The organism is Burkholderia metallica, assembly GCF_001718555.1.
In the GTDB taxonomy this organism is placed as follows: domain Bacteria; phylum Pseudomonadota; class Gammaproteobacteria; order Burkholderiales; family Burkholderiaceae; genus Burkholderia; species Burkholderia metallica.
Genome location: NZ_CP013401.1, coordinates 2,200,755 through 2,225,856, shown reverse-complemented (window position 1 = coordinate 2,225,856; position 25,102 = coordinate 2,200,755). Strand labels below are relative to the sequence as shown.

At 66.6% G+C, this 25,102-nt stretch carries 23 protein-coding genes and 1 tRNA gene; 13 read left to right on the top strand and 11 right to left on the bottom strand.

What is annotated here, in order from left to right:
- Nucleotides 1-66: 66 nt before the first annotated feature.
- Both ispD and ispF read left to right on the top strand, forming a co-directional pair.
- Nucleotides 67-777, top strand: coding sequence for a 2-C-methyl-D-erythritol 4-phosphate cytidylyltransferase (gene ispD, locus WJ16_RS09980; protein WP_069256922.1), 711 nt, complete (start codon nt 67-69; stop codon nt 775-777).
- 28 nt (nt 778-805) lie between these two features.
- Complete coding sequence (ispF, locus tag WJ16_RS09975; protein ID WP_069256921.1) at nt 806-1,291, top strand: 2-C-methyl-D-erythritol 2,4-cyclodiphosphate synthase; 486 nt, start codon at nt 806-808, stop codon at nt 1,289-1,291.
- A 125-nt stretch (nt 1,292-1,416) separates the two neighbouring features.
- Here the strand turns inward: ispF and WJ16_RS09970 are convergent, their stop codons facing one another.
- The 4 genes from WJ16_RS09970 to ompR form a co-directional block, all read right to left on the bottom strand.
- Nucleotides 1,417-1,944 (bottom strand): carboxymuconolactone decarboxylase family protein, encoded by a 528-nt coding sequence (locus tag WJ16_RS09970; protein ID WP_006478562.1) that lies wholly within the window; start codon nt 1,942-1,944, stop codon nt 1,417-1,419.
- 76 nt (nt 1,945-2,020) lie between these two features.
- Nucleotides 2,021-2,569 carry a peroxiredoxin gene (locus tag WJ16_RS09965; protein WP_006478563.1) on the bottom strand — a complete coding sequence of 183 codons (549 nt, stop codon included), beginning with the start codon at nt 2,567-2,569 and terminating at the stop codon, nt 2,021-2,023.
- 189 nt (nt 2,570-2,758) lie between these two features.
- Entirely contained in the window at nt 2,759-4,120 is a 1,362-nt protein-coding gene (locus WJ16_RS09960) for an ATP-binding protein (RefSeq protein WP_069256920.1), read from the bottom strand.
- 40 nt (nt 4,121-4,160) lie between these two features.
- Nucleotides 4,161-4,895 carry an osmolarity response regulator transcription factor OmpR gene (ompR, locus tag WJ16_RS09955; protein ID WP_006478565.1) on the bottom strand — a complete coding sequence of 245 codons (735 nt, stop codon included), beginning with the start codon at nt 4,893-4,895 and terminating at the stop codon, nt 4,161-4,163.
- Between the two features lie 258 nt (nt 4,896-5,153).
- On the opposite strand from ompR, the gene WJ16_RS09950 reads away from it, so the two are divergent.
- The 3 genes from WJ16_RS09950 to WJ16_RS09940 all read left to right on the top strand — a co-directional run bounded on the left by WJ16_RS09950 (nt 5,154) and on the right by WJ16_RS09940 (nt 8,352).
- The gene (locus tag WJ16_RS09950; protein ID WP_059729638.1) at nt 5,154-5,432 is read left to right on the top strand and encodes a hypothetical protein; all 279 of its coding nucleotides are present in this window, start codon (nt 5,154-5,156) and stop codon (nt 5,430-5,432) included.
- Between the two features lie 129 nt (nt 5,433-5,561).
- The gene (locus WJ16_RS09945) at nt 5,562-7,064 is read left to right on the top strand and encodes a DUF1800 domain-containing protein (protein ID WP_069256919.1); all 1,503 of its coding nucleotides are present in this window, start codon (nt 5,562-5,564) and stop codon (nt 7,062-7,064) included.
- A 67-nt stretch (nt 7,065-7,131) separates the two neighbouring features.
- Complete coding sequence (locus tag WJ16_RS09940) at nt 7,132-8,352, top strand: DUF1501 domain-containing protein (protein WP_069256918.1); 1,221 nt, start codon at nt 7,132-7,134, stop codon at nt 8,350-8,352.
- Nucleotides 8,353-8,362: 10 nt separating this feature from the next.
- Here the strand turns inward: WJ16_RS09940 and hpnD are convergent, their stop codons facing one another.
- Nucleotides 8,363-9,196, bottom strand: coding sequence for a presqualene diphosphate synthase HpnD (hpnD, locus tag WJ16_RS09935; protein ID WP_069256917.1), 834 nt, complete (start codon nt 9,194-9,196; stop codon nt 8,363-8,365).
- A gap of 236 nt (nt 9,197-9,432) precedes the next feature.
- Between hpnD and WJ16_RS09930 the strand changes: the two genes are divergently transcribed.
- Together WJ16_RS09930 and WJ16_RS09925 are read left to right on the top strand one after the other, a co-directional pair.
- Nucleotides 9,433-9,519, top strand: a tRNA-Leu gene (locus WJ16_RS09930).
- Nucleotides 9,520-9,823: 304 nt separating this feature from the next.
- Nucleotides 9,824-10,117 (top strand): hypothetical protein, encoded by a 294-nt coding sequence (locus WJ16_RS09925; RefSeq protein ID WP_069256916.1) that lies wholly within the window; start codon nt 9,824-9,826, stop codon nt 10,115-10,117.
- A 105-nt stretch (nt 10,118-10,222) separates the two neighbouring features.
- Here the strand turns inward: WJ16_RS09925 and WJ16_RS09920 are convergent, their stop codons facing one another.
- From WJ16_RS09920 to WJ16_RS09905, 4 genes are all read right to left on the bottom strand, one after another.
- Nucleotides 10,223-10,453, bottom strand: a complete 231-nt coding sequence (locus WJ16_RS09920; RefSeq protein WP_069256915.1) for a hypothetical protein — start codon at nt 10,451-10,453, stop codon at nt 10,223-10,225.
- A gap of 114 nt (nt 10,454-10,567) precedes the next feature.
- Nucleotides 10,568-11,677, bottom strand: coding sequence for a class II histone deacetylase (locus tag WJ16_RS09915; protein ID WP_069256914.1), 1,110 nt, complete (start codon nt 11,675-11,677; stop codon nt 10,568-10,570).
- Between the two features lie 15 nt (nt 11,678-11,692).
- On the bottom strand, nt 11,693-12,901 hold the full coding sequence (locus WJ16_RS09910; RefSeq protein WP_069256913.1) for an MFS transporter: 1,209 nt from the start codon (nt 12,899-12,901) through the stop codon (nt 11,693-11,695).
- A gap of 34 nt (nt 12,902-12,935) precedes the next feature.
- Nucleotides 12,936-13,979 carry a porin gene (locus WJ16_RS09905; protein WP_069256912.1) on the bottom strand — a complete coding sequence of 348 codons (1,044 nt, stop codon included), beginning with the start codon at nt 13,977-13,979 and terminating at the stop codon, nt 12,936-12,938.
- A 302-nt stretch (nt 13,980-14,281) separates the two neighbouring features.
- On the opposite strand from WJ16_RS09905, the gene WJ16_RS09900 reads away from it, so the two are divergent.
- Both WJ16_RS09900 and WJ16_RS09895 read left to right on the top strand, forming a co-directional pair.
- On the top strand, nt 14,282-15,424 hold the full coding sequence (locus WJ16_RS09900; protein WP_069256911.1) for a helix-turn-helix transcriptional regulator: 1,143 nt from the start codon (nt 14,282-14,284) through the stop codon (nt 15,422-15,424).
- 112 nt (nt 15,425-15,536) lie between these two features.
- Nucleotides 15,537-16,535 carry a 2-dehydropantoate 2-reductase gene (locus WJ16_RS09895; RefSeq protein ID WP_069256910.1) on the top strand — a complete coding sequence of 333 codons (999 nt, stop codon included), beginning with the start codon at nt 15,537-15,539 and terminating at the stop codon, nt 16,533-16,535.
- Between the two features lie 171 nt (nt 16,536-16,706).
- Here WJ16_RS09895 and WJ16_RS09890 read toward each other — a convergent pair whose 3' ends face one another.
- Nucleotides 16,707-17,156 (bottom strand): MarR family winged helix-turn-helix transcriptional regulator, encoded by a 450-nt coding sequence (locus WJ16_RS09890; RefSeq protein WP_069256909.1) that lies wholly within the window; start codon nt 17,154-17,156, stop codon nt 16,707-16,709.
- A gap of 62 nt (nt 17,157-17,218) precedes the next feature.
- Nucleotides 17,219-18,364: a glycerate kinase gene (locus WJ16_RS09885; RefSeq protein WP_069256908.1), complete on the bottom strand. Its 1,146-nt coding sequence runs from the start codon at nt 18,362-18,364 to the stop codon at nt 17,219-17,221.
- Between the two features lie 391 nt (nt 18,365-18,755).
- Between WJ16_RS09885 and tig the strand changes: the two genes are divergently transcribed.
- From tig to lon, 4 genes are all read left to right on the top strand, one after another.
- Complete coding sequence (tig, locus tag WJ16_RS09880; protein ID WP_069256907.1) at nt 18,756-20,102, top strand: trigger factor; 1,347 nt, start codon at nt 18,756-18,758, stop codon at nt 20,100-20,102.
- A 140-nt stretch (nt 20,103-20,242) separates the two neighbouring features.
- A complete protein-coding gene (clpP, locus tag WJ16_RS09875; protein WP_006408392.1) occupies nt 20,243-20,896 on the top strand; it encodes an ATP-dependent Clp endopeptidase proteolytic subunit ClpP in 654 nt (217 codons plus the stop codon).
- Nucleotides 20,897-21,059: 163 nt separating this feature from the next.
- Complete coding sequence (clpX, locus tag WJ16_RS09870) at nt 21,060-22,331, top strand: ATP-dependent Clp protease ATP-binding subunit ClpX (protein ID WP_006489345.1); 1,272 nt, start codon at nt 21,060-21,062, stop codon at nt 22,329-22,331.
- A gap of 197 nt (nt 22,332-22,528) precedes the next feature.
- Entirely contained in the window at nt 22,529-24,952 is a 2,424-nt protein-coding gene (gene lon / locus WJ16_RS09865; protein WP_039367161.1) for an endopeptidase La, read from the top strand.
- The last annotated feature ends 150 nt before the right edge of the window (nt 24,953-25,102 follow it).

The window sequence follows — 25,102 nt, the reverse complement described above, 5'->3', positions numbered from 1 at the left end:
CCGGTCGAGACGAAAGACCTATTATAAAATCCGCTTCTCGATTTCACCTTTCCGGCGTTTCCTTTCGTGACTCCCCGACTTTTCGCCCTGATTCCCTGTGCCGGCACGGGCAGCCGCTCCGGTTCGGCCGTGCCGAAGCAATACCGCACGCTGGCCGGCCGTGCGCTGCTGCACTACACGCTCGCCGCGTTCGATGCGTGCAGCGAATTCGCGCAGACGCTCGTCGTGCTTGCTCCCGACGATTCCCATTTCGATGCGCGCCGCTTCGCGGGCCTGCGCTTCGCGGTGCGCCGCTGCGGCGGCGGCTCGCGCCAGGCGTCGGTGCTGAACGGGCTGCTCGAGCTGGCCGAATTCGGCGCGACCGACCACGACTGGGTGCTCGTGCACGATGCGGCCCGCCCCGGCATCACGCCGGCGCTGATCCGCACGCTCGTCGCGACGCTGAAGGACGACCCCGTCGGCGGGATCGTCGCGCTGCCGGTGGCCGATACGCTCAAGCGCGTGCCGGCCGGCGGCGACGCGATCGCGCGCACCGAGTCGCGCGACGCGCTGTGGCAGGCGCAGACGCCGCAGATGTTCCGCATCGGCATGCTGCGCGACGCGATCCTGCGCGCGCAGCGCGAAGGGCACGACCTCACCGACGAAGCGAGCGCGATCGAATGGGCCGGCCATACGCCGCGCGTCGTGCAGGGCAGCCTGCGCAACTTCAAGGTCACGTACCCCGAAGATTTCGCGCTCGCGGAAGCGATTCTCGCGCGTCCCGCGAACGCTTCCTGACTTTCACCCCCTCTCAATCGGAACACGCATGGATTTCAGAATCGGACAAGGCTACGACGTGCACCAGCTCGTCGAGGGGCGCCCCCTCATCATCGGCGGCGTGACGATTCCGTACGAACGCGGCCTGCTCGGCCACTCGGACGCGGACGTGCTGCTGCACGCGATCACCGACGCGCTGTTCGGCGCGGCCGCGCTCGGCGACATCGGCCGCCATTTTTCCGACACGGATGCGGCGTTCAAGGGCGCCGACAGCCGCGTACTGCTGCGCGAGTGCGTCGCACGCATCCAGGCCGCCGGCTTCACGATCCAGAACGTCGACAGCACCGTGATCGCGCAGGCGCCGAAGCTGGCACCGCATATCGACGGGATGCGCGCGAACATCGCGGCCGATCTCGGGCTGCCGCTCGAGCGCGTGAACGTGAAGGCGAAGACCAACGAGAAGCTCGGCTATCTCGGCCGCGGCGAGGGCATCGAGGCGCAGGCGGCCGCGCTGCTGGTGAAGCAGGGCGCGTGACGCCCGGCCGGAGCGGTGCGCGGTTGGCGCCGCCGAAATGAAAAATGCCACGCGCGATGCGTGGCATTTTCGTTTGGGGCGCCGCGCCGCTGCCGGCATCGCTGCCGGTCGGGCGGCGCAACCGCTCACTCGCCTTCGGCGGCGATCACCTGCGCGGCGGCGTTGATCACCGACGCGATGCGGCCGACGTCGCGCAGCTGCGTGACGGTCATCCCTTGCTCGTTCTTCAGCAGCGCATAGTGCGACTTCACGCAGAAGTGGCACTTGCCGACGATCGACGCGGCGAGCGCGTACATCTCGAACTTGCGCTTGTCGACGCCGCCGTGCGTCGCGTAAGCGCCCATCCGCAGTTCGGCGCGCTGCGTCTTCAGGTCGGCGTCGTCGGCCATCTCGACATACGGATACCAGGTGTTGTTCATCCCCATCAGCGCGGCCGCCGTCAGCACGGCGTTCGTCTCTTCGGGCGACAGGACGCCGGCTTCGCGGATCGTCTTGACGAGCACCGTGCTCTTCGCCGCGATCGCCGCCGCCAGTGCGACGCCGACCGCGTCGGTGCCTTCGAGCGACGAGCGCGAGATCGTGCCGTCGAGGTTCAGGCGAATGTCCTTCGCGTAGTCGGGAATACGTGCCTTAATCGAGTCGATGAATTCCATTGATATCTCCTATGGGTTGGCCGTTAAAAAAGCCCGCAGGCAAGACGTGCGCCGCGGGCTTCGTGCATCGATGCGCTTACAGCGTTGCGCCGCCGACTGCACGGTTGCACGGGCACAGTTCGTCCGTTTGCAGGCCGTCCAGAATCCGCAGGACTTCTTCCGGGCTGCGGCCGACGTTCAGGTTGTTCACCGAAACGTGCTGGATCGTGTTGTCCGGGTCGACGATGAACGTTGCGCGCAGCGCCACGCCGGCTTCCTTGTCGCGCACGCCGAGCTGGTCGATCAGCTCGCCCTTGACGTCGCCGAACGAGTAGTGGTTCAGCTTGTCGAGGTCCTTGTGCTCACGGCGCCATGCGAGCTTGACGAATTCGTTGTCCGAGCTGCCGCCGAGCAGCACGGCGTCGCGCTCTTCGAACTGCTTCGTGAGCTTCGCGAACTCGACGATTTCCGTCGGGCACACGAACGTGAAATCCTTCGGATAGAAGTAGATGATCTTCCACTTGCCCGGGAACGACGCTTCGGTGACGGTCTCGAACGCCGACTGGCCGTTTTCCTCGTGATTGTTGAAGCCCGGCTTCGCGGCTACGACGGTGAAAGCTTCGAGTTTATCGCCCACGGTTTTCATGCGGATACTCCTGTATGAGTTGGGAAGAAGACTGAGTCAAGCTACCTCGGTGCTGCAACGATGGTGTGACAGCATGGGCAAAACTATAACACTATTAGTAAAACACTTCAATAGATTTTGACTAACAACCCTCATAGCTTTTTTCAACCGGATCGATAGTGTGGCGCGCAACCCGCGGGCGCGCGCGTGTCATGCGGTCGCACGCGCCTTGCCGGCGCCCGGGAATTCGAGTGTGACTTCGAGGCCCGCGTCGGGCTGGCGGTTGCGCAGGCGCAGCGCGCCGCGATAGCGGCCGACGAGGCGCAGCACGATCGCCATCCCGAGGCCCGTGCCGTCGGCCTTGGTGCGCGCGGTGTCGACGCGGTAGAACGGCCGCATCACGAGCGGCAGCTGATCCTCGGGGATGCCGGGGCCTTCGTCGCTCACCGACAGCTCCACGCGTGCGTGCGACACGCGCGTCTCGAGCGTGATGCGCGACACGCCGTCCTGCTTGCTCTGGCCGTACTTGCGCGCGTTCTCGACGAGGTTGCCGATCACGCGGCGCATGTCGGTTTCGTCGGCTTCGATGATCGCGCTCGGCGCGAGCCGCGTGCGAATCTCGACGCCGTCCTCGCCCGACACGCGCGCGGCGACTTCCTGCGCGATCGACGACAGGTCGACGGGTTCGGGCTTGCGCTGCGACGGGCGCGCGTAGTCGATGAAGGCGGCGATGATCCGGTCCATCTGTTCGATGTCGTCGACCATCGCGTCCTTGGTCGCCTGGTCGGAAGGGCTCATCTCGGTTTCGAGCCGCAGCCGCGCGAGCGGCGTGCGCAGGTCGTGCGAGATGCCCGCGAGCATCAGCGCGCGGTCGGCCTCGAGCTGTTCGAGGTCGCGCACCATCTGGTTGAAGCTGCGGTTGGTGTCGGCCGCGACGCCCATCCCGCGCTCGGGCAGCGGGTCGGGCGCCTGGCCCGAGCCGACCTGGCGCGCGGCGAGCGCGAGCCTGGAAAACGGCCGGTTCACGAGGCTCGTGATGAACGCGGAGCCGAACAGCGACAACGCGAGCGCGAACAGCCCCCAGCCGGCCCACTGCAGGCCCGTGACGTTGTCGAGCTGGTCGCGGTCGAGCGCGACCCAGTAATCGTCGTCGTCGATCTTGAAGCTGATCCATACGCCGGGGATGTCGTTGACCGACTGCGCGATCACGGTATCGTCGCCGAGGCGGCTGCGGATGTCGTGTTCGATCAGACGATTCAGCGATTCGTCGGGCTGCAGCTTGAACTTGTCGGTTTTCTCGCGCGGGTAGACGCGCACGCCCTCGTTGCTCTCGAGATCCTGCAGCAGCGCGCGCCGCAGGTCGGGATCGGAATAGAGCAGGGCGGTGCGCGTGAGCTTCACGATCGCGACGAGCTGCAGCGCGACACGCTGCGCACGCGGCTCGCGCTCGATCACGCGAAAGCTCTGGAACCACGCGGCGAGACTGACCGAGATCAGCAGCGCGATCAGCAGGAAGGTGCGCCAGAACAGCCCGCCGAACGCGAGCTGCAGGAGGCGCCGGTCGATACGCATGGGACGGGCCGTGGGCGGGCGAAACCGGAAAGGAAAAAGATCAGGCGGCGCCGTCCGGGATGAACACGTAGCCGAGGCCCCAGACGGTCTGGATGAAACGCGGGCTGCCCGGATCCGGTTCGATCAGCTTGCGCAGGCGCGAGATCTGCACGTCGAGGCTGCGGTCGAACACTTCGTATTCACGGCCGCGCGCGAGCTCCATCAGCTTCTCGCGCGACAGCGGCTGGCGCGGATGGCGCGCGAACACCTTCAGCACCGAGAATTCGCCGGTCGTGAGCGGAATTTCCTGGCCGGACTTCGTCAGCGTGCGGGTCGCGAGGTTCAGCGAGAACTCGCCGAACTCGAACACCTCGGTGGTTTCCGACGGCGCGCCCGGCAGTTCGGCCGGCGCCTGGCGGCGCAGCACCGCGTGAATGCGCGCGACGAGTTCGCGCGGGTTGAACGGCTTCGGCAGGTAATCGTCGGCGCCCATCTCGAGGCCGACGATGCGATCGACGTCCTCGCCCTTCGCGGTGAGCATGATGATCGGCGTGCGGTCGTTGCTGCCGCGCAGGCGGCGGCAGATCGACAGGCCGTCTTCGCCCGGCAGCATCAGGTCGAGCACGAGCAGGTCGAAACGCTCGCGTACCCAGAGCTTGTTCATTGCAGTCGCGTTTTCGGCGACGTAGACATTGAAACCCTGCTCGCCGAGATAGCGGCGCAGCAGATCGCGCAAGCGCGGGTCGTCGTCGACGACGAGAATCTTGGAGGGGTTTTTCGTTTCCATGATCGGCATCTTATCGCGAATGGGAATTGACGCACGGCCGCGTATTTTCGTGCGTTACAGTCGGTTACAAAATTTACCCGTAGTGTCGCGCGGAGTAAAGGCAGGCTATAGAGATTCCTTTACTCGAAGCCGAAATTCGGTAGATACTCCCCTGCACTCCATCTTTCATCTTTGTACACCCGAATTCCGCAGGGTTTTTCAAGTACCAGAGGTAACCGGTTGCCGCGTGACGAAGGGAACAAATCGACCAAAGAAGCGAGGACGGTCATGCGATCTGCCCGGATTGCACTGATGCTGACGATCGCGCTTGCCGGTCCGTATGCGTCGAACTTCGCGTATGCGCAGCGCCCCGAGCAGGGCGCATCGTCGCGCAAGCTGCCGCGCGGCAAAGCGCCGCAGTCCGATCGTACCGCCGAGATGACGGCCCGTTCCGCCGTGCCTCCCGATCTCGAGCAGCGCCGCCGCGACGGGCACATGACGCCCGAGGAGCGCCACCTTCTGCGCCAGCACATCGAAGACGCCGTTCGCGAGCTGTACAAGCGCTGACGCGCGGTCCTTCGCGCCGCGCATGCGCGGCGCGGAAAAGATTCGTAGCAATTTTTCCGTCAACTTTCGAACGTCGATTGCCGTTGTACCGGCATCCGCACCGCCGGTGCGTTCCGGGAGTCCTTGACGATGAAAGCGAACGCTGCCGCACCGGCGCCGTCGCCCGCGATGCAGTCGCCGCTCGATGCCGACGATGCATTGTTTTTCCTGACCCGTACCGGTTTTTCTCCCGCGCCCGCCGACGTTGCGCGCATCGTCGGCATGACGCGCGCGCAGGTCGTGGCCGACACGCTCGGCAGCGTGCGCCGCGATCCCGTCACGACATGGCCCGACTGGCTCGCCGAGTTGCCGCCGACGCGCGCGCAGCGCCAGGCGCTGACCGCCGACATGCGGCGCGACGAGCAGCGCGAGCGCAATCTCCGCTACGATGCGCTGCGCACGGCCTGGATCAACGAGATGATCGTCACGCCGTCGCCGCTGACCGAGCGCATGACGCTGTTCTGGCACGGGCACTTCACGTCGGGGCAGGACAAGGTGCCTTATCCGCAGACGATGGCCGCGCAGAACGCGCTGTTTCGCCGCGAGGCGCTCGGCAACTTCGGCGTGCTGCTGCACGCGGTCGCGAAGGATCCGGCGATGCTGCAGTATCTCGACGGCGCGAGCAATCGCAAGGGGCGCCCGAACGAGAATTTCGCGCGTGAGGTGATGGAGCTGTTCACGCTCGGCGAAGGGCACTACACGCAGGTCGACGTGACCGAAGCCGCGCGGGCGATGACGGGCTGGACGATCGACCCCGACACGCTGCGCTTCGCGGTGCGGCCGGAATGGCACGATGCGGGCGACAAGACGATCCTCGGCGAAACGGGGCCGTTCGACGGCGACGGCTTTCTCGACATCCTGCTGAAGCAGCCCGGCACCGCGCGCTTCATCGTCGGCAAGCTGTGGCGCGAGTTCGTGTCGGATACGCCCGATCCGGTCGTGCTCGATGCGCTGGCCGAACGGTTTCGTTCGAGCGGCTACGACATTCGCGCGGCGCTCGCCGCGCTGTGGTCGACCGATGCATTCTGGGATCCGCGCAACCGCGGCGTGCTGGTCAAGTCGCCGGTGGAATTCGTCGTCGGATCGGTGCGGCTGTTCGATGTTTCATACGGCGATCCGCGGATGCTCGCGAACACCGTGCGCACGCTCGGGCAGAACCTGTTCTACCCGCCGAACGTGAAGGGCTGGCCGGGCGGCGCGCTGTGGATCAACAGCACCACGCTGCTCGCGCGCAAGCAGTTCGTCGATCAGCTGTTCCGCGCGACCGAGACGGCCGGCATGCATCCGCCCGCGCATGCAGCGGCGCCGCCACCGAATGCGCGGGCGCATGCGATGCCGGTGGTCGATACGGCGTCCGCGGCCGGCCTGCGCGGCGCGTCCGCCAAGCCCGCGCGCGCCGGCCTGCGCTTCGACCTCGAACGCTGGCTGGCGCAATATCGCGCGCGGCCGCAGGCGATCGCGGGTCTGTCGACCGAGCTGCAGTTGCAGCACGCGGTGCTGCCGCTTTCGCCGGTCGCGGCGATCGACACGGATTCGACCGGCGGTGCGTACCTCGAGGCGCTGCTGATGGATCCGGCCTATCAACTGAAATGATGCGAACGACGATGAAGCGGGAAGTCGCTGCGGCAAAGGCGCCGGGCGGCGAACCAAAGGATGTGCGATGAACCGACGTGATTTTCTGACGCTGACGGGCGCCGCGGCCGCGGCCGGCGTATCGATGTGGCAGGCGCCCGCGATGGCGGCTTCCGTGGCGCAGGCGGGGCGCCCACCGGCCGCAGGGTATGCGAACGTGCTGATCCTCGTCGAGCTGAAGGGCGGCAACGACGGCCTCAACACGGTGGTGCCGTATGCGGACCCGCTGTATTACCAGTTCCGACGCAGCATCGGCATCAAGCGCGAGCAGGTGCTTCAACTCGACGCACACACGGGGCTGCATCCGGCGCTTGCGCCGCTGATGCCGCTGTGGCGCGACGGCCAGGTCGCGGTCGTGCAGGGCGTCGGCTATCCGCAGCCGAACCTGTCGCATTTCCGCTCGATCGAGATCTGGGACACCGCGTCGCGCTCGGATCAGTACCTGCACGAAGGCTGGCTCACGCGCACGTTCGCGCAGGCGCCCGTGCCGCCCGGTTTCGCGGCCGACGGCGTCGTGCTCGGCAGCGCCGAGATGGGGCCGCTCTCGAACGGTGCGCGCGCGATCGCTCTCGTCAATCCCGCGCAGTTCATTCGTGCGGCCCGGCTCGCCGAGCCGTCGTCGCTGCGTGAACAGAACCCCGCGCTCGCCCACATCATCGACGTCGAGAACGACATCGTGAAGGCGGCCGACCGGTTGCGCCCGCGCGGCGGGATGCGTGAATTCCGGACGGCCTTTCCGGCCGGCGCGTTCGGCACGTCGGTGAAGACCGCGATGCAGGTGCTGGCCGCGTGCGAAGCGTCCGGGCCCGGCGCGCAGGACGGTGTCGCGGTGCTGCGCCTGACGCTCAACGGCTTCGACACGCACCAGAACCAGCCGGGGCAGCAAGCCGCGCTGCTCAAGCAGTTCGCGGAAGTGATGAGCGCGATGCGCGGCGCGTTGATCGAACTCGGCCGCTGGAACCAGACGCTCGTGATGACCTATGCGGAATTCGGGCGGCGTGTGCGGGAGAACCAGAGCAACGGCACCGACCACGGCACGGCCGCGCCGCATTTCGTGATGGGCGGCCGCGTGGCCGGCGGGCTGTATGGGGCGCCGCCGGCGCTCGGGCGGCTCGACGGCAACGGCAACCTGCCGGTCGCGGTCGATTTCCGCCAGCTCTACGCGACCGTGCTCGGGCCGTGGTGGGGGCTCGACGCGACGCGCGTGCTGCAGCAGCGCTTCGACACGCTACCGTTGCTGAAGGCGTGAGGGGGCAGGGTCAGCGCCGGCGCGCGGCACGCCACGCGATCCACAGTTTGCGGATCGGTGTGAGCGCGATGCGCTGGTGCAGCACCTGGTAGCCGTCGCGTTCGATTTCGTCGAGCAGCGAGCCGGCCAGTGCGATCTGCGCGCGCAGCGTGCGCTGCGTGCGGCGTTCGGAGGCGGGAATCGCCGCTTCGGCGGCCACGAGCGCTTCGCGCGCGCGGGCCGTCTGGAATTGCAGCAATTCGGTGAAGGCCGGGCTGTAGCGGCGGTTCAGCAGATCGGCCGCGGTCACGTTGTAGCGCTGCAGCTCGTCGATCGGCAGGTAGATGCGGCCGTGGCGCGCATCGTTGCCGAGGTCCTGCACGAATTGCGCGAGCATCAGCGCGCGGCCGACGTCCGCGGCCCACGGTTGCGGGTCGGCCGGGTTCGCGGCGCTGGCGCGCGCGACCAGCGACGCGAACGTGCCACCGACTTGCGCGATGTAGCGCTGCAGGTTCGCGAAATCGAGATAGCGCGCCTGTTCGAGATCCATCCCGTAACCGTTGACGAGCGTGCGCAATGCGTCGGCCTCGGCGGCGATCGCCGGGTGATGCTGCGCGAGCGCCTTCGTGACCGGGTGCGACGGCTGTCCGTCGGCCAGCGCCGCGAGTTCCTTGTGCCACCACGCGAGTTTCGTGTGTCCGACGGTCGGGTCGCTGGTTTCCTTGACGGTTTCCTCGAGTTCGCGGCGAAGCGCGAACAGCGCGGTCAGGCGCGGCTGCGTGGCGAGCGGTGCCTGACGCAGCGCGTAGTAGACGCTGGAGCCGGCAGGGGCGGCCTTTTGCTGACAGTAGTCGTCGAAGTTCACGGGCGGAATCGTGTGGGGCGGGTTCGGGGGACGCGCGGCGGCGCGCGGCCGAAACGTCGAGCGCGGCATTCTAGCACCGCTGCACGACGGGTGCCGGCAGGGGCGAGACAACGCCGCGCGGATCGGGTAGAATCTCGCGCTCGCCTGATCGGGCGTGCCGGGTTACAGGCCGGCGCGGTGTCCCGGGCGCGTGGAAACGCATCATGCGTGCCGCGTGGTCAGGCGACAGAAAATGCGCGTGAGTGGCGAAATTGGTAGACGCACCAGGTTTAGGTCCTGACGCCCGCAAGGGTGTGCCGGTTCGAGTCCGGCCTCACGCACCAGAAGTCGAATGCGCCTCGCTCAGGGGCCGTTCATCGAAAAGCGCTGCCGGTCGATTGACCGCAGCGCTTTTTCGTTGATGCGTGTCGATTCGGTTACCGTGCTTCGGGTGAGGGCTGGAAGCCAGCGGGAGTTTGTGCCGCTCTGGTTTTCGCCAGGCCAGCGACGGTATCAAAACAATGGTTGAATAGTGTCGATGCCTTTCCGGGCACGCGAGCCTGGACAGTCGGCGGACGAAAACGCGTGCCGCGTGTAGTGTCGTGTTCGCTTCTCATACAAGAAACGCAATAACGCCGAGGACCACCGATGAAAAACACCGTCCGCATTCCGATTTCCGTACTGGCGCTGATGTCGGTCGCGCCGGCTTTTGCCAATACGGCCGCCGAGAACATTGCCTGGAGTACCCGGCCCGCGCAGACGGTCTCATCGTCGTCGGCGTGTTCTGCGTATTCGGGGCGTGTGATGTCGGGCGGCGAGACGTTCTCCACGGAAAACGTACTGAAAGCCATCGGCACGTCGCTGGCTGGTGCCGCGCTCGGCATCGTCACCCACGGATATCAGGGCCCCGTCTCCAATCCGTGCCCGCGCCCGGGTCTGTGACCGTCCCTCAAGCGAACCGCGGTCCGCTCCGCCTGATCTGAAACAAGCCCGGTACCCGGCACCGCGCGTCGTTCGACCCGCGGCGCTTCGTCATTTCAGTCCGCCTTATTCCCAGAAACTCCGGATCGCGACCGCCACGATCACCGGTACCGAAAACACCAGCGGGATCGCGAAATACTGCGCTTCGCGATCGACTACCCAGCTATAGATGACCCACGCCGCGCCGATCGCGAACGTGACGAGGCCGACCGTCACGGCGGCGATGTTCAGGACCAGCTTCGAAGGCTGGCGGCGCGCCTTGGCATCGTCATGGTTGTCGCGCGGGGACGATTTCATCGGAAGAGTGCGGCTTCGGGCCGGAACGGGGATAAACACACAGGAAACCCCATCCGCACCGATCGCGCAAGAGGGCCGGCGCAGGCCGGCCCTCGTCGTGTCCGCCCGCGCGCGCTACAACCCGAACGACACCGCCAGTTCATCGAGCAGTGCGCGCTGGAACGCGACGAAGCGCTCGCCGGGCTGCTGCGCGATCGCGAGGTCGAGCATCGGATCGGCGACGTCGGTGCGCATGCCGGCCAACGTCTCGACGATCGCGAGCCCGCAGAAAGGCACATACGCTTCCGAATAGCCGCCTTCGTGAACGATCACGAGCCGCCCGTTGCAGTGGCGCTGCGCGGCATCCTTCACCGCGCGCGTCATGAACCGGTAGCTGTCGGTATGCAGCTGCATGCGCGCGAGCGGGTCGACGGCGCTGGCGTCGAGGCCGCTGGCGACCACGATCAGCTCGGGCCGGAAACGCGCCAGCGCCGGCAGCACGATCCGTTCGAACGCGTAGCGATACGCATCGTCGCCGCTCCCCGCGAGCAACGGCACGTTCAGGTTCGCGCCGACGCCCGCGCCGTCGCCGCGATCGTCCGCGCCGCTGTAGCCGGGCGGGAAGCAGCGGTCCTGATGCAGCGAGATCGTCAGCGTGTCCGGATCGTCGTAGTAGATCGACTGCGTGCCGTTGCCGTGATGCACGTCCCAGTCGATCACCGCGACGCGCTCGATGCCGTGTTTCGCGCGGGCAGCCTCGATCGCGATCGGGATGTTCGCCAGCAGGCAGAAGCCCATCGGGCGATCGCGCAGGCAGTGGTGGCCGGGCGGCCGCGACAGCGAGAACGCGTTCGCTGCCCGCTCGCCGACGACCGCATCGACGGCCGCGATCGCGAGGCCGGCCGACAGCGCGGCGATCTCGTAGCTGCCCTTGCCGAATGGCGCGAGACCGCCGAGGTCGCCGCCGTTCGCGTCGCTGAGCGCACGGAACGCGTCGAGATAGTGCGCGGGATGAATGCGCAGCAGGTCGGCGCTCGACGCCGGTTCGGCGCCGCGCAGGTCGAGCTGGGCGGCCAGGCCCGACGCCTGCACGAGCGACAGGAAACGGCGCTTCGAATCGGGCGATTCCGCGTAGCCCGCGCTCGACGGCGGCTGGACCCAGCCGCCGACCGGGAAGAACAGCGCATGCGTGCCGCCGGTATGCCAGAAAGTGCGTTCGTCGGTGAAGAAGGCAGTGCGATTCATGGTTTGCGTGACCTGTCACGGTTGGGAGGAAACGGACGCGCGCGTGCGGCGATCGATGTGGCGCAGCGCGGCGAAAGACACGATCGAGACGGCCGTCGCGATCGCGAACAGCACGCGCATCGAGCCGCCGGCGTCGAGCATCAGCCCGGCGAGCAGCGGGCCGGCCGCGAGGCCGGCGCCGATCACGAAATTGAGCGTGGCCACGAGGCGGCCCGACGTGTCGATTTGCGCGACGGTTGCGAGGATGAACGGCAGCACGAACGTCCACGCGAACTTGAATGCGAAGATCGCCGCGCTGTAGCCGCCGGCGTGCCGCATCACCGCGAGCGCGACGAGCGACGCGGCCAGCAGCGCGTAACCGGCCGCGAGCATCGCGCGCCGGGCGAGCCGACCGCCCGCGCACGACGCGAGCGCCGCGCCGGCAATGCCCATCACGCTCGCGATCGCGAGGACGTTGCCGGTCGACTGCGGATCGAGCCCGGCGTCGTTCGCGGCGCGGCTGGCGAACGTCCACACGCTGCCGATCGCGAGATAGAACGTCAGCACCGCGCCGATCGCGAGCACGACGAAACTTTGCGGCGGATGTGCGGCCGCGCCGCGCGCGTTGTGCGCAGGCGCGGTTCGCGCGCCCAGCGATGACGGAAAGCCGCGCGACAGCGGCGCCGCGAGCAGCGCGAGCGCGGCGAGCGCGACATACAGCGCGCGCAGCCCGAACGCGGCGAATACATGCGGCAGCACGAACAGGCCGATCGCACCCGCGATCAACTGGCCGACGACCCACAGGCCGTACACGCGGTCGCTGTTCTCGCTCGTCGCGGCGCTCGTCATGCAAAGCACCATTAGCGATCCGCCGCCGAGCGCGGTGACGGCGCGCAGCGCGAGCAGCGCGGCGAAGCCCGGCATCCACAGCGCGGTCAGCAGGTTGCCCGCGCCGAACAGCGCGACGGCGAACGCGGCGACGCGGCGTGCGTCGATGCGGCCGAGCCACAGGTACGACGGCACGGTCGCGAGGCTGAACGCGCCGAGTTCGACGAAGAAGTAGGTGCCGATCTGCGACGCGGACAGCCCGAGCTGCGTCGCGAGCTGGCCGGCGACGGCGGGCGCCACGAGCAGCAGCAGCGGCGTGATGGCCGCGAACACGACGAGCGCGACGAGCGTCGCGCGCGCGAAGGTCGACGCGCGGCCGTCGGGCGGGAGTGCGGCATCCGGGGAAAGGGTTTTCATGGCGGGATCTCGTCCGGGAAATCAGAACAGGTGGTCAGAACAGGTGGTACATGCCGACCATCGCGCCGAACTGCGATGCGCCGGCGAGTGGCGTCGGGTCGTATTCGTAGACGGTCTGCGAACTCTGGCCGCTGTTGCGCGCGTAGCCGAGGTTCACGTAGGCAACGGTGCGTTTCGACAGCGCGTACGTGGTGCTTGCGATGAACAGCGTCGGGTGGCCGATCGCCGGCGTGCGCGAATCGGTGTGATAGAGGCCGGCGTTCAGGCCGATCTCGCTCGACATCTGGTAGCGCGCACCGCCCCAGACGATCGTGCGCGCCGCGTCGAGGTCGCCGGTCAGGCGTTCGACGCCCGCATAGACGGTGAGCGGCAGCGCGGCGAACGCATAGCGCGCGGCGAGCGTGCCGAGTTCACGGCGGCGCGCCGACGTGTCGCCGGCCGCGGAGACGTCGCCGTGCGCCTGATGCAGCACCGCGCTGACCGACAGGCCGTTGCTCGTGTACTGGCCGCCGAGTTCGAGCACGCGTCCGGCGCGCGTGTTGCCGGCGACGCCGGACGTCGCGACGAGCGCCACCACGTCGAAGCCGGCGAACGTCGGCGACTGGTACTTGACCGAGCGGTCGATGAAGTTCGCATTGAGCGGCACGATGACGCCCTGGCCGCTGTACGACGCGTACCAGAGCGGGTCGTAGAACAGCGTCTTGTCGAACAGCACGCTGAACTGCCGCCCGAGCGTGACGGTGCCGACCGGTCCCGCGATGCCGACGTATGCGCCGCGGAAGAACGCATAGCCGGGCACGGTCGACGTGCCGTCGTTGACGTTGAGGCCCTGTTCGAGCTTGAACAGCGCGCGCCAGCCGCCGCCGAGATCCTCGTGGCCCTTCAGCCCGATCTGCGAAGGCAGGATGCCGTAGTTCTGCAACTGCACGGCCGAGCGGCGCCCGTCGGCATGCGTCAGGTATTGCACGCCGGCATCGAGCGCGCCGTACAGCGTGAGCGCGGACTGCGCGTGCGCGGCGCTGCACGCGGCCAGCGTCGCGACGGCCGCGGTCGTGCGGATGAAGCGGGGTGTCGTCACGTCGGGTTCTCCATACCGTCCTGCGTCGGTTCGTCGTTGGTGTTGTCGCGACGCAGTGTCCGCAGCGGGAAACCCCTCGAACAGTCGTCCAGATGAACGGTGCGGAAAACCCGCGGGGCGCGGCACGTACGCGGTGCACGGCCGTGACGCGGCGTGCTGCGGGGCAGCAACGTGCCGCGCACCGTTCAAATGGATGGGGTTGGCGCCCGTTCCCGCACCGTGGCCCGTCAAAAAAGCCGATCGCTATAATCGGCCGGTGTCGTTGCGGATATCGGCAGCCCGATCGGGCAGGGGAGCGGAAGGTGAGGATCACGACGGATATCGGGCAGGATCTCGATGCGCTGCGCGACGTGCCGGCCGCCATCGTGCTCGACGACTTCGCGTGGCCGCCGCTGCCGTCCCGGCGTGCCGATTTCGACGGCGTGACGCGCGCCGACGCATCGCAGCGCGAACTCGGGCTGATGCTGCTCGACCTGTACGCGGTTGCCGCCCAGTCCGGCATCGGCGAATTCGAATACCGGTTCTTTTCGCTGTTGCAGGCGCTCGTTCCGTTCGACGCCGCATGGACGGGCGTCGCGACCCATCTGCCGACCGGCCCGGTGATGCACAACAGCTTCCTGTACCGTCTGCCGCACGCGTTCTTCAGCGACTGGAAGCGCGTGCGTGATTGCGACCCGCTCGCGCAGCGCACGTTGCGCGGCGCGCACGGCCACGCGGTGCGTCTGTCGGTCGTCGAGCCGGGGCTCGATGCGCGGTTTCGCGACTGGTGCGTGAAGTACGGGCTCGCGCAGCTGATGTGCGTGTGCACGCTCGATCGCCGGTTCGGCCTGACGACGTTCATGTCGATCTACCGCCAGGGGCTGAATCGCCCGTTCAGCGACGACGATGCGCGCCGTTTCGAGGAAGTGATTCCGCATCTCGCGGCGGCGCTGACGATCAATCGCGCCGCGCAGCTCACGCGCGAGCGCGGCGATGCGGTCGCGCCGGCGGCGCGCGCACTGTGCGACAACTTCGGCGTGCTCCACCACGCCGATCACGGGTTCGACGACGTGCTGCGCACCGAATGGCCGGCGTGGGCCGGCGCACGTGTGCCGGAGCCGCTCGTCGTGCACCTGCGGCGCCAGTCGGGCCAGCCGTTCGTCGGCGACGCGCTGCGAATCCAGTGCGTGCCGGTGGCGGGGCTGTTCCAGATCGAGGCTCGGCCGCGCTCGCTGCTCGACCGGCTGAGCCCGCGCGAGCTTGCGGCGATCCGCTATTACGGCGCCGGGCGCTCGCACAAGGAAGTCGCGCAGCAGATGGCAATTTCGCCGACGACCGTGCGCCACTACCTGCGTTGCGCGTACCGCAAGCTCGGCATGCACGACAAGAGCCAGATCGCGGGTGTGCTCGGCGCGACGGGCGGCGCGGCCGACGACGAACCGGTGGAGGCCGGTGGAAGCCGGTGACGAGCGGCGCTGAAGCGCACGATCGACACGCTTTGCACGCGTTCGCGCAAATGGTTGTTCCCGCAACCATTGAGCGTTATGCTCGTCAGCTTCCAGGAGACGGAATGCCATCATGAACGACACGAATACAGGGTCGGTGCGCGCGGCGGTCGTCGGCGTCGGCGCAATCGGCGGGTTGCTCGCGGCCGCGCTGTCGCGGGCCGGCATGACCGTGAGCGCGTACGCGCGCGGCGCGACGCTCGACGCACTGAATGCGCACGGCGTGCGCGTGATCGACGAGACGGGCGACACATCGTCCTGTCCGGTGCGGGCAAGCGACGATGCGGCCGCGCTCGGCGTGCAGGACTACGTGGTGATCGCGCTGAAGGCGCAGGTGCTGCCGGCGCTGGCCGCGCGCATTGCGCCGCTGGTCGGGCCGCACACAGTGATCGTCGCGGCGATGAACGGGCTGCCATGGTGGTTCACGCACGGGCTCGCAGGGGCGCTCGACGGCGTGCCGCTCGATGCGGTCGATCCGGCCGGTGCGGTGTCGGCGGCGTTGCCGCCCGCCCAGGCGATCGGTTGTGTCGTGCACTTGTCGTCGAGTACCGACGCGCCGGGCATCGTGCGGCGCGGGCGCGGCAACCGGCTGATCGTCGGTGCGCCCGATGCGCGGCTCGATGCGGCCACCGCGCGGTTTGCCGCGGCGCTGGCGGCGGGCGGTTTCGACGTCGAGTCGACGCCCGCGATCCGGACCGAGATCTGGGCGAAGCTGTGGGGCAACATGAACATGAATCCGCTGAGCGCGCTGACGGGGTCGACGTCCGAGCAACTGCTCGACGATCCGTTCACGCAGGAACTCGCGCTGCGGATGATGGAGGAGGCGGCCGCGATCGGCGCGAAGCTCGGCCTGTCGACGGGGATGACCGGGCCCGAGCGGATCGCGGTCACGCGCCGGCTCGGCGCGTTCAAGACGTCGATGCTGCAGGACTTCGAAGCGGGGCGCGCGCTCGAGATCGGCCCGATCCTCGGCGTGTTTCCCGAACTCGGGCGCAAGCTCGGCGTGCCGACCCCGTATTGCGACGCGGTGCTGGGGCTGTTGCGGCAGCGCGCGACGAACAGCGGGCTGTAGCACTTGCCGGGCGGCCGCATGCGCAACGCGGGTAACGAAGGTAACGCGGCGCGCAGCGAGCCGCTCACCATGCGCAACGCAAAGCGGGCCGCTCCGTCGCGGGTGAGGCGACCGGAGCGGCCCGTCAAATTCGTCTGATCAATAAGGCGGGCGTCGTGCCCCTGTTGCCGTTCAGTCGTCCCGTTCGGTGGCGTGCGCGACGACCTTGTCGAGCAGCCGCTCGAACGTCTGGCGTTCGCTGTCGGACAGGCACGCGAGCAGGCCGTCGTTCCACTTGCGCACGATCGGCATGATCTTGCGATGCAGCGCGCGGCCGTCGGCGGTCAGCGCGATCAGCACGATCCGGCCGTCTTCCTCGCTCGCGCTGCGTTCGAGCAGCCCCTGGCGCAGCAGCGCTTCGGCGGCGCGGCTCGCCTGGCTCTTGTCGAGATTGGTGTGGCGTGCGAGATCCATGATCGAAAACGGGCCGAAGGCGCCGACGGCGGCGATGACGCGCGCCTCGGGCAGCGAGATGTCGAGCTTGTGCCGGTACACCTCGCCGATTCCGCGGTCGGAACGCTTCGTGAGCGCGTGGAGGCGATAGGTCAGAAACTGATCGAGCCCGGCTGGACGGCCTTTCATGTCGAATCCTGAAGAAAAAGGGCGGGCCCGATTGTTCCTGTATCGCGCGCTCGGGTCAACGGTCAGTGTGCACCGTACTTCAGGCGTGTCAACTGCTCCGCTTCGTTCGCGAGCAGATTGGCCGCGTCGCGGATCGCGACGTCGAGCGTGATCGGCCCGGGAGCCGGCGAGAAGCAGCCGGAAAAATGTTCGGACAGGCGCGGCAGCGCGGCCGGGTCGACCGCGCCCGACAGCAGCGACGCGGGCACGCCGGCGGCCCGCGCGTGGCGGCACGCGATGAACGGCGCCTTGCCGTGCAGCGTCTGCACGTCGGAGCGGCCTTCGCCGGTGATCAGCCAGTCGGCGCCGGCGAGCGCGGCATCGAGCCCGACCTGCCGCGCGACCACTTCGGCGCCCGCTTCGAACTGCGCGCCGAGCATGTGCAGCGCGAAACCGAGGCCGCCCGCGGCGCCGGCGCCGGGCAGGTCGCGGCCGCGGCGGTCCAGTGCCGTTTCGACGAGATCGGCGAAGCGGGCGAGGGCGGCATCGAGGGTCGCAACCTGTGCGGGTGTCACGCCCTTTTGCGGGCCGAACACGGCGGTCGCGCCGTGGTCGCCCGTCAGCGGATTGTCGACGTCGGACATGCCGATGAATTCCGTTTCCTTCAGGCGCGCATCGAGCCCCGACGCGTCGATGCGCGCGATGTCGACGAGCCGCGACGGGACGGGCTCGACCGGCTGACCGCCCGCGTCGAAGCACTGCAGCCCGAGGCCGGCGAGCAGCCCGGCGCCTGCATCGTTGGTGCTGCTGCCGCCGAGCGCGACGAAGAAGCGGCGCACGCCTTCGTCGAGCAGCGCACGAATCGCCTCGCCCATCCCGCGCGTGCTGCGCGCGTCGACCGGCACGCTCATGCCGACCGGATCGGTGATGCCGACGATCTCGGCCGTCTCGACGATCGCGGTGCGCGCGTCGATCACGCCGACCGCCGCATCGCGTGCCGCGAGCGACGCGCCGGCCACCCGCAGCGCGCGCCGCGTGCCGCCGCCCGCCAGCATCGCGTCGAGCGTGCCTTCGCCGCCGTCGGCCATCGGGCAGCAGCGCACGACGGCGTCGGGCCGGGCGCGGCGGATGCCGGCGGCGATCGCGTCCGCGACCTGCTCGGCGGAAAGCGAGCCTTTGAACGAATCGGGCGCGATGACGACGACAGGCGCGGACGGGTGTTGCGGCATGGTGTCTCCGGAAGGCGTGATTGGTGTGATCAATGAGGGGGCCACAAGCGTGGCGCACTCTCAATTGGAGCTTACAGGATGGCGGGCACGGGGTGGATACGGCATGCGGCATAGCGGCGATCCGCGCGCATTGCCGTGCAAAGGGCTGCCGACGCGGCGCAGACGCATGTGTGTCGCGGCGATCTGGCGGCGTGACGAAAATTGTTTGCTAGAATAGTCGATTCTTCCGGCCAAAGCCGTGCTCCGAGCCGCTTGCGCTAGCCATTCGGCGCGTGCAGGGATGGCGTGGCGCTCCGGCGCGGCGGGCGCATGTGACACACATCGCGCCGCCGCAGGCAGGCACGGCAAGGAAAACCCGATTCGCTCGAATAATTTTAGGACGATTGAAGCCATGGCTAACGTTGTTGAGAACCTCGGCAAGCTTGAACGCCGCGTGACGATTTCCCTGCCGAAAGACACCGTGCAGAAGGAAATCGACGCCCGTATCCAGAAACTCGCGAAGAACGTGCGCATGCCGGGTTTCCGCCCGGGCAAGGTGCCGCTGAAGATGGTCGCGCAACAGTACGCGGGTCAGGTCGAAGCGGAAGTGCTGAGCGACAAGATCGGCCAGGAATTCTTCACGATCAGCCGCGCGGAAAACCTGCGCGTCGCCGGCCAGCCGAGCTTCGAGCCGAAGCAGGAACAGGCTGAAGACGCATACGCGTTCGACGCGACGTTCGAGGTCTACCCGGAAGTGAAGATCGGCGACCTGGCGACGGCTGAAGTCGAGCGCTCGACGACGTCGATCGGCGACGCCGAAATCGACCGCACGCTGGACATCCTGCGCAAGCAGCGCGTGCACTACCACGCACGCGGCGAAGCCGGCGAGCACGGCGACGGCGGCGCGGATACCGCAGCGAAGAACGGCGACCGCGTGACGGTCGACTTCGTCGGCAAGATCGACGACGTCGCGTTCCCGGGCGGCACGGCCGAAGATTTCCCGTTCGTGCTCGGCGAAGGACGCATGCTGCCGGAATTCGAAACGGCAGCGCTGGGCCTGAAGGCCGGCGAATCGCGCACGTTCGACCTAGCATTCCCCGAGGACTACCACGGCAAGGACGTCGCAGGCAAGACGGCGCAGTTCACGGTCACGATGAAGAAGATCGAATGGCCGCACCTGCCGGAAATCGACGCGGAATTCGCGAAGTCGCTCGGCATCGAAGACGGCGACCTCACGAAGATGCGCGCCGAGATCAAGGAAAACCTCGAGCGTGAAGCGAAGCGCCGCACGCAGTCGATCGTCAAGAACCAGGTGATGGACGCGCTGCTGAAGATTTCCGAACTCGACGTGCCGAAGGCGCTGATCGAGCAGGACCAGCAACGCCTCGTCGAAATGGCTCGCCAGGATCTGGCGCAGCGCGGCGTGCCGAACGCGAAGGACGCCCCGATCCCGGCCGAGATGTTCACCGAGCAGGCGGAACGCCGCGTGAAGCTGGGCCTCGTGCTGGCCGAACTCGTGAAGGCGAACGGCCTCGAAGCGAAGCCGGAACAGATCCGTGCGGAAGTCGACGAGTTCGCGAAGAGCTACGAAGACCCGAAGGAAGTGGTCCGCTGGTATTATTCGAACCAGCAGCGCCTCGCCGAGATGGAAGCGTTCGTCGTTGAAAGCAACGTCGTCGACTTCGTGCTGGGCAAGGCAAAGGTCACGGACAAGGAAGTGAGCTTCGAAGCACTCGCGAGCGCATCGGCGCAAGCGTAAGTGCTGCTCTAGCGGCGTGCCGGCTGTCGGAGCGACGGCCCGCACGCCGTTTTTACGTCAGGCGCACGGTTGCCATTAATATGGCGATTGAGCGGGCGGCTTCCTTCCGTTCAATTTTCCATTCGAACAAGGTTCATTGAATGATCACTCGCGCTGAATTGCTGGACATGCTTGCTTCGAACGCGCCGCAGGGTTTCGAGGCCCAAGCGCTGGGGCTGGTGCCGATCGTCGTCGAAACGAGCGGCCGCGGCGAGCGTTCGTACGATATCTACTCGCGTCTCCTGAAGGAGCGCCTGGTGTTCATGGTCGGCGAAGTGAACGACCAGACCGCCAACCTCGTTGTCGCGCAATTGCTGTTCCTCGAGAGCGAGAATCCCGACAAGGACATCAGCCTCTACATCAACAGCCCGGGCGGCTCGGTGTCGGCCGGGATGGCGATCTACGACACGATGCAGTTCATCAAGCCGGACGTGTCGACCCTGTGCATGGGCCTCGCGGCCAGCATGGGCGCGTTCCTGCTCGCGTCGGGTGCGAAGGGCAAGCGCTTTGCGCTGCCGAATTCGCGCGTGATGATTCACCAGCCGCTCGGCGGCGCGCGCGGCCAGGCTTCCGACATCGAGATCCAGGCACGCGAGATCCTCTACCTGAAGGAACGGTTGAACCACCTGCTCGCGCAGCACACGGGCCAGGACGTCGAGCGCATCGCGCGCGACACCGACCGTGATAACTTCATGTCGAGCGAGGACGCGAAGGCGTACGGGCTGATCGATCAGGTGCTGCTGAAGCGCCCGTGAGCTTAAGTGGGGTGCCGCCCCGATTCGCGCGGCGCTCCTCAACGTCCCGAGTGCCCTGAGCATCTGCGGCAAGCGCATCCAGCCGGCTCCGGTCGCGCCCTAGGCGCGGCGTCCGGAGCAATCGGCGTATCATGTCATTTACCTGTCCGGAGGCTCTACATTCATGGCGGACAAAAAAGGTTCGAACAGCGAGAAGCTGTTGTATTGCTCGTTTTGCGGGAAGAGCCAGCATGAGGTGAAAAAACTCATCGCGGGCCCGTCGGTGTTCATCTGCGATGAGTGCATCGACCTCTGCAACGAAATCATTCGCGACGAGGCGGCTGCCGCCGGCGTCGAGGCCAGCCTGTCCCGGTCGGATCTGCCGAGCCCGCAGGAAATTCGCGACATCCTCGATCAGTACGTGATCGGCCAGGAGCGCGCGAAGAAAATCCTCGCGGTGGCCGTGTACAACCACTACAAGCGCCTGAAGCATCTCGACAAGAAGGACGACGTCGAGCTGTCGAAGAGCAACATCCTGCTGATCGGCCCGACGGGCTCCGGCAAGACGCTGCTCGCGCAGACGCTCGCGCGGTTGCTCAACGTGCCGTTCGTGATCGCCGATGCGACGACGCTGACCGAAGCCGGCTACGTCGGCGAGGACGTCGAGAACATCATCCAGAAGCTGTTGCAGAACTGCAACTACGAGGTCGACAAGGCCCAGCGCGGGATCGTCTACATCGACGAAATCGACAAGATCAGCCGCAAGTCGGACAACCCGTCGATCACGCGCGACGTGTCGGGCGAGGGCGTTCAGCAGGCGCTGCTGAAGCTCGTCGAGGGCACGATGGCGTCGGTGCCGCCGCAGGGCGGCCGCAAGCACCCGAACCAGGATTTCATCCAGGTCGACACGACCAATATCCTGTTCATCTGCGGCGGCGCATTCGACGGTCTCGAAAAGGTGATCACCGACCGTACCGAGAAAACCGGTATCGGCTTCGGCGCGACGGTCAAGAGCAAGCAGGAACGCGACGCGGGCGAAGTGCTGCGCGAAACGGAACCGGAAGACCTGATCAAATTCGGTCTGATCCCCGAATTGATCGGCCGCCTGCCGGTGGTCGCGACGCTCGGCAAGCTCGATGAAGCCGCGCTGATGAAGATTCTGGTCGAGCCGAAGAACGCGCTCGTCAAGCAATATCACAAGTTGTTCGCGATGGAGCGCGTCGAGCTGGAGATCCGGCCGGGCGCACTGCAGGCAGTCGCCCGCAAGGCGATCCGCCGCAAGACCGGCGCGCGCGGCTTGCGTTCGATCATCGAACAGGCGTTGCTCGACGTGATGTACGAGCTGCCGACGATGAAAGGGGTCAGCAAGGTCATCATCGACGAGAACGTCATCGATGGGGACGGCAAGCCCTTGCTGATCTACGAGGACACGCCGAAGGTGGCGGGTTCGAACTGACCGGCTTGCCGACGATGTTCTGCGAAAAAGGCCGTTCATGAGACCGTGGGCGGCTTTTTTTCGTTTATCTTGTGGGTAACTCTGACTCGACACGCGGTGGTTACTTTCTTACCGAATATTTCCCGCACTTGAAGGCTTGCAATTCGTTGTGGCGGCCTCAATTACCGAACAATTGATTCCACTCATGGGGAAATGAAATGTCAGGCACCCAACTTCTCCCGCCGGAACGCATCACGCTCCCGCTGCTGCCGCTGCGGGATGTCGTCGTTTTCCCGCACATGGTGATTCCGCTCTTCGTGGGCCGGCCGAAATCGATCAAGGCCCTCGAAGCAGCGATGGAAGGCGGCAAGCACATCATGCTCGTCGCCCAGAAAACCGCGGCCAAGGACGAACCGACCGAAAAGGACATGTACGAGGTCGGTTGTATCGCCAACATCCTGCAGATGCTGAAGCTGCCGGACGGCACCGTGAAGGTGCTCGTCGAGGGGCTGCAGCGCGCGAAGGCGTTGTCGATCGAAGAGCAGGAAACGCAATTCTCCTGCGACGTGATGCCGCTCGAGCCCGATCACGCCGACAGCGCTGAAACGGAAGCGCTGCGCCGCGCGATCGTGTCGCAGTTCGACCAGTACGTGAAGCTGAACAAGAAGATCCCGCCGGAGATCCTCACGTCGCTGTCGGGCATCGACGAAGCGGGCCGCCTCGCCGACATGATCGCCGAGCGCCTGCCGCTGAAGCTCGACCAGAAGCAGCACATCCTCGAGATGTTCCCGGTCATCGAGCGCCTCGAGCACCTGCTCGCGCAGCTCGAAGCCGAGATCGACATCCTGCAGGTCGAAAAGCGCATCCGCGGGCGCGTGAAGCGCCAGATGGAAAAGAGCCAGCGCGAGTACTACCTGAACGAACAGGTCAAGGCGATCCAGAAGGAACTGGGCGAAGGCGAAGAGGGCGCGGATCTCGAGGAACTCGAGAAGCGCATCAACGCCGCGCGCATGCCGAAGGAAGCGAAGAAGAAGGCCGACGCCGAGCTGAAGAAGCTGAAGCTGATGTCGCCGATGTCGGCGGAAGCGACCGTCGTGCGCAACTACATCGACACGCTGATCGGCCTGCCGTGGCGCAAGAAGAGCAAGGTCAACAATGATCTGTCGAACGCCGAGCAGGTGCTCGACGAGGATCATTTCGGCCTCGAGAAAGTGAAGGAACGGATCCTCGAGTATCTCGCGGTGCAACAGCGCGTGGACAAGGTCAAGGCGCCGATCCTGTGCCTCGTCGGGCCTCCGGGCGTCGGCAAGACCTCGCTCGGCCAGTCGATCGCGCGTGCGACGAACCGCAAGTTCGTCCGGATGGCGCTCGGCGGCGTGCGTGACGAAGCCGAGATTCGCGGCCACCGCCGCACGTACATCGGTTCGATGCCGGGCAAGATCCTGCAGAGCCTGACGAAAGTCGGCGTGCGCAATCCGCTCTTCCTGCTCGACGAAGTCGACAAGATGGGCATGGATTTCCGCGGCGATCCGTCGTCGGCGCTGCTCGAAGTGCTCGATCCGGAACAGAACCACACGTTCGCCGACCACTACATCGAAGTCGACTTCGATCTGTCGGACGTGATGTTCGTCGCGACGTCGAACTCGCTGAACATCCCGCCGCCGCTGCTCGACCGGATGGAAGTGATCCGTCTGTCGGGCTACACGGAAGACGAGAAGGTCAGCATCGCCCAGCGTTACCTGCTGCCGAAGCAGAAGAAGAACAACGGGCTGAAGGAAGGCGAGATCGAGGTCACCGAGCAGGCGATCCGCGACATCATCCGCTACTACACGCGCGAAGCCGGTGTACGTTCGCTCGAGCGGGAAGTGTCGAAGATCTGCCGCAAGGTCGTGAAGATGCTGCTGCTGAAGAAGGCATCGGGCGCGATCAAGGTCGACGGCGAGAACCTCGATACGTTCCTCGGCGTGCGCAAGTACGACTTCGGCCTCGCGGCGAAGGAAAACCAGGTCGGTCAGGTGACGGGCCTCGCGTGGACGGAAGTCGGCGGCGATCTGCTGACGATCGAAGCCGCGGTGATGCCGGGCAAGGGCAACGTGATCCGTACCGGTTCGCTCGGCGACGTGATGAAGGAGTCGGTCGAGGCCGCACGTTCGGTCGTGCGCTCGCGTTCGCGACGTCTCGGTATCAAGGACGAAGCGTTCGAGAAGCAGGACATCCACATCCACGTGCCGGAAGGCGCGACGCCGAAGGACGGTCCGTCCGCCGGCGGTGCGATGACGACCGCGCTGGTGTCGGTGCTCACGGGTATCCCGGTGCGGGCCGATGTCGCGATGACGGGCGAAATCACGTTGCGTGGTGAAGTGCTGCCGATCGGTGGTCTGAAGGAGAAGTTGCTCGCTGCGCATCGCGGCGGCATCAAGCTCGTGCTGATTCCGGAAGAGAACGTGAAGGATCTCGCCGAGATTCCGGACAACGTGAAGAACGCGATCGAGATCGTGCCGGTCCGCTGGATCGACAAGGTACTGGAACTCGCGCTCGAGCGTTCGCCGACTCCGCTTCCGCCTGAAGAAGAGGCGAAGGCGGCGGCACCGGTCGCCGATGCGGCGAAGGATGCCGGCTCGACGGAGTTCGTCAAGCACTGACCCGGAACGCCGTCGTTGCTGACGGTTGTTCACGAAACCCGCGGCATGTCCGCGGGTTTTTTTATGTGCGCTGAAATTGCATGCGAGGACGTTAAAAATTTTTGCGTGCAGGCTTGGCAAAATGATCGGGGATGAATTAAACTTGCGGGC

Coding starts and splice junctions, on each gene's coding strand:
- WJ16_RS09950 (WP_059729638.1), top strand. CDS start 5,154: ATGCGATCTGCCCGGATTGCACTGATGCTGACGATCGCGCTTGCCGGT.
- WJ16_RS09895 (WP_069256910.1), top strand. CDS start 15,537: ATGAACGACACGAATACAGGGTCGGTGCGCGCGGCGGTCGTCGGCGTC.
- lon (WP_039367161.1), top strand. CDS start 22,529: ATGTCAGGCACCCAACTTCTCCCGCCGGAACGCATCACGCTCCCGCTG.
- clpP (WP_006408392.1), top strand. CDS start 20,243: ATGATCACTCGCGCTGAATTGCTGGACATGCTTGCTTCGAACGCGCCG.
- clpX (WP_006489345.1), top strand. CDS start 21,060: ATGGCGGACAAAAAAGGTTCGAACAGCGAGAAGCTGTTGTATTGCTCG.
- WJ16_RS09920 (WP_069256915.1), bottom strand. CDS start 10,453: ATGAAATCGTCCCCGCGCGACAACCATGACGATGCCAAGGCGCGCCGC.
- WJ16_RS09890 (WP_069256909.1), bottom strand. CDS start 17,156: ATGAAAGGCCGTCCAGCCGGGCTCGATCAGTTTCTGACCTATCGCCTC.
- WJ16_RS09960 (WP_069256920.1), bottom strand. CDS start 4,120: ATGCGTATCGACCGGCGCCTCCTGCAGCTCGCGTTCGGCGGGCTGTTC.
- WJ16_RS09885 (WP_069256908.1), bottom strand. CDS start 18,364: ATGCCGCAACACCCGTCCGCGCCTGTCGTCGTCATCGCGCCCGATTCG.
- ispF (WP_069256921.1), top strand. CDS start 806: ATGGATTTCAGAATCGGACAAGGCTACGACGTGCACCAGCTCGTCGAG.
- WJ16_RS09910 (WP_069256913.1), bottom strand. CDS start 12,901: ATGAAAACCCTTTCCCCGGATGCCGCACTCCCGCCCGACGGCCGCGCG.
- WJ16_RS09925 (WP_069256916.1), top strand. CDS start 9,824: ATGAAAAACACCGTCCGCATTCCGATTTCCGTACTGGCGCTGATGTCG.
- WJ16_RS09965 (WP_006478563.1), bottom strand. CDS start 2,569: ATGAAAACCGTGGGCGATAAACTCGAAGCTTTCACCGTCGTAGCCGCG.
- WJ16_RS09915 (WP_069256914.1), bottom strand. CDS start 11,677: ATGAATCGCACTGCCTTCTTCACCGACGAACGCACTTTCTGGCATACC.
- WJ16_RS09940 (WP_069256918.1), top strand. CDS start 7,132: ATGAACCGACGTGATTTTCTGACGCTGACGGGCGCCGCGGCCGCGGCC.
- WJ16_RS09945 (WP_069256919.1), top strand. CDS start 5,562: ATGAAAGCGAACGCTGCCGCACCGGCGCCGTCGCCCGCGATGCAGTCG.
- ompR (WP_006478565.1), bottom strand. CDS start 4,895: ATGCCGATCATGGAAACGAAAAACCCCTCCAAGATTCTCGTCGTCGAC.
- WJ16_RS09970 (WP_006478562.1), bottom strand. CDS start 1,944: ATGGAATTCATCGACTCGATTAAGGCACGTATTCCCGACTACGCGAAG.
- tig (WP_069256907.1), top strand. CDS start 18,756: ATGGCTAACGTTGTTGAGAACCTCGGCAAGCTTGAACGCCGCGTGACG.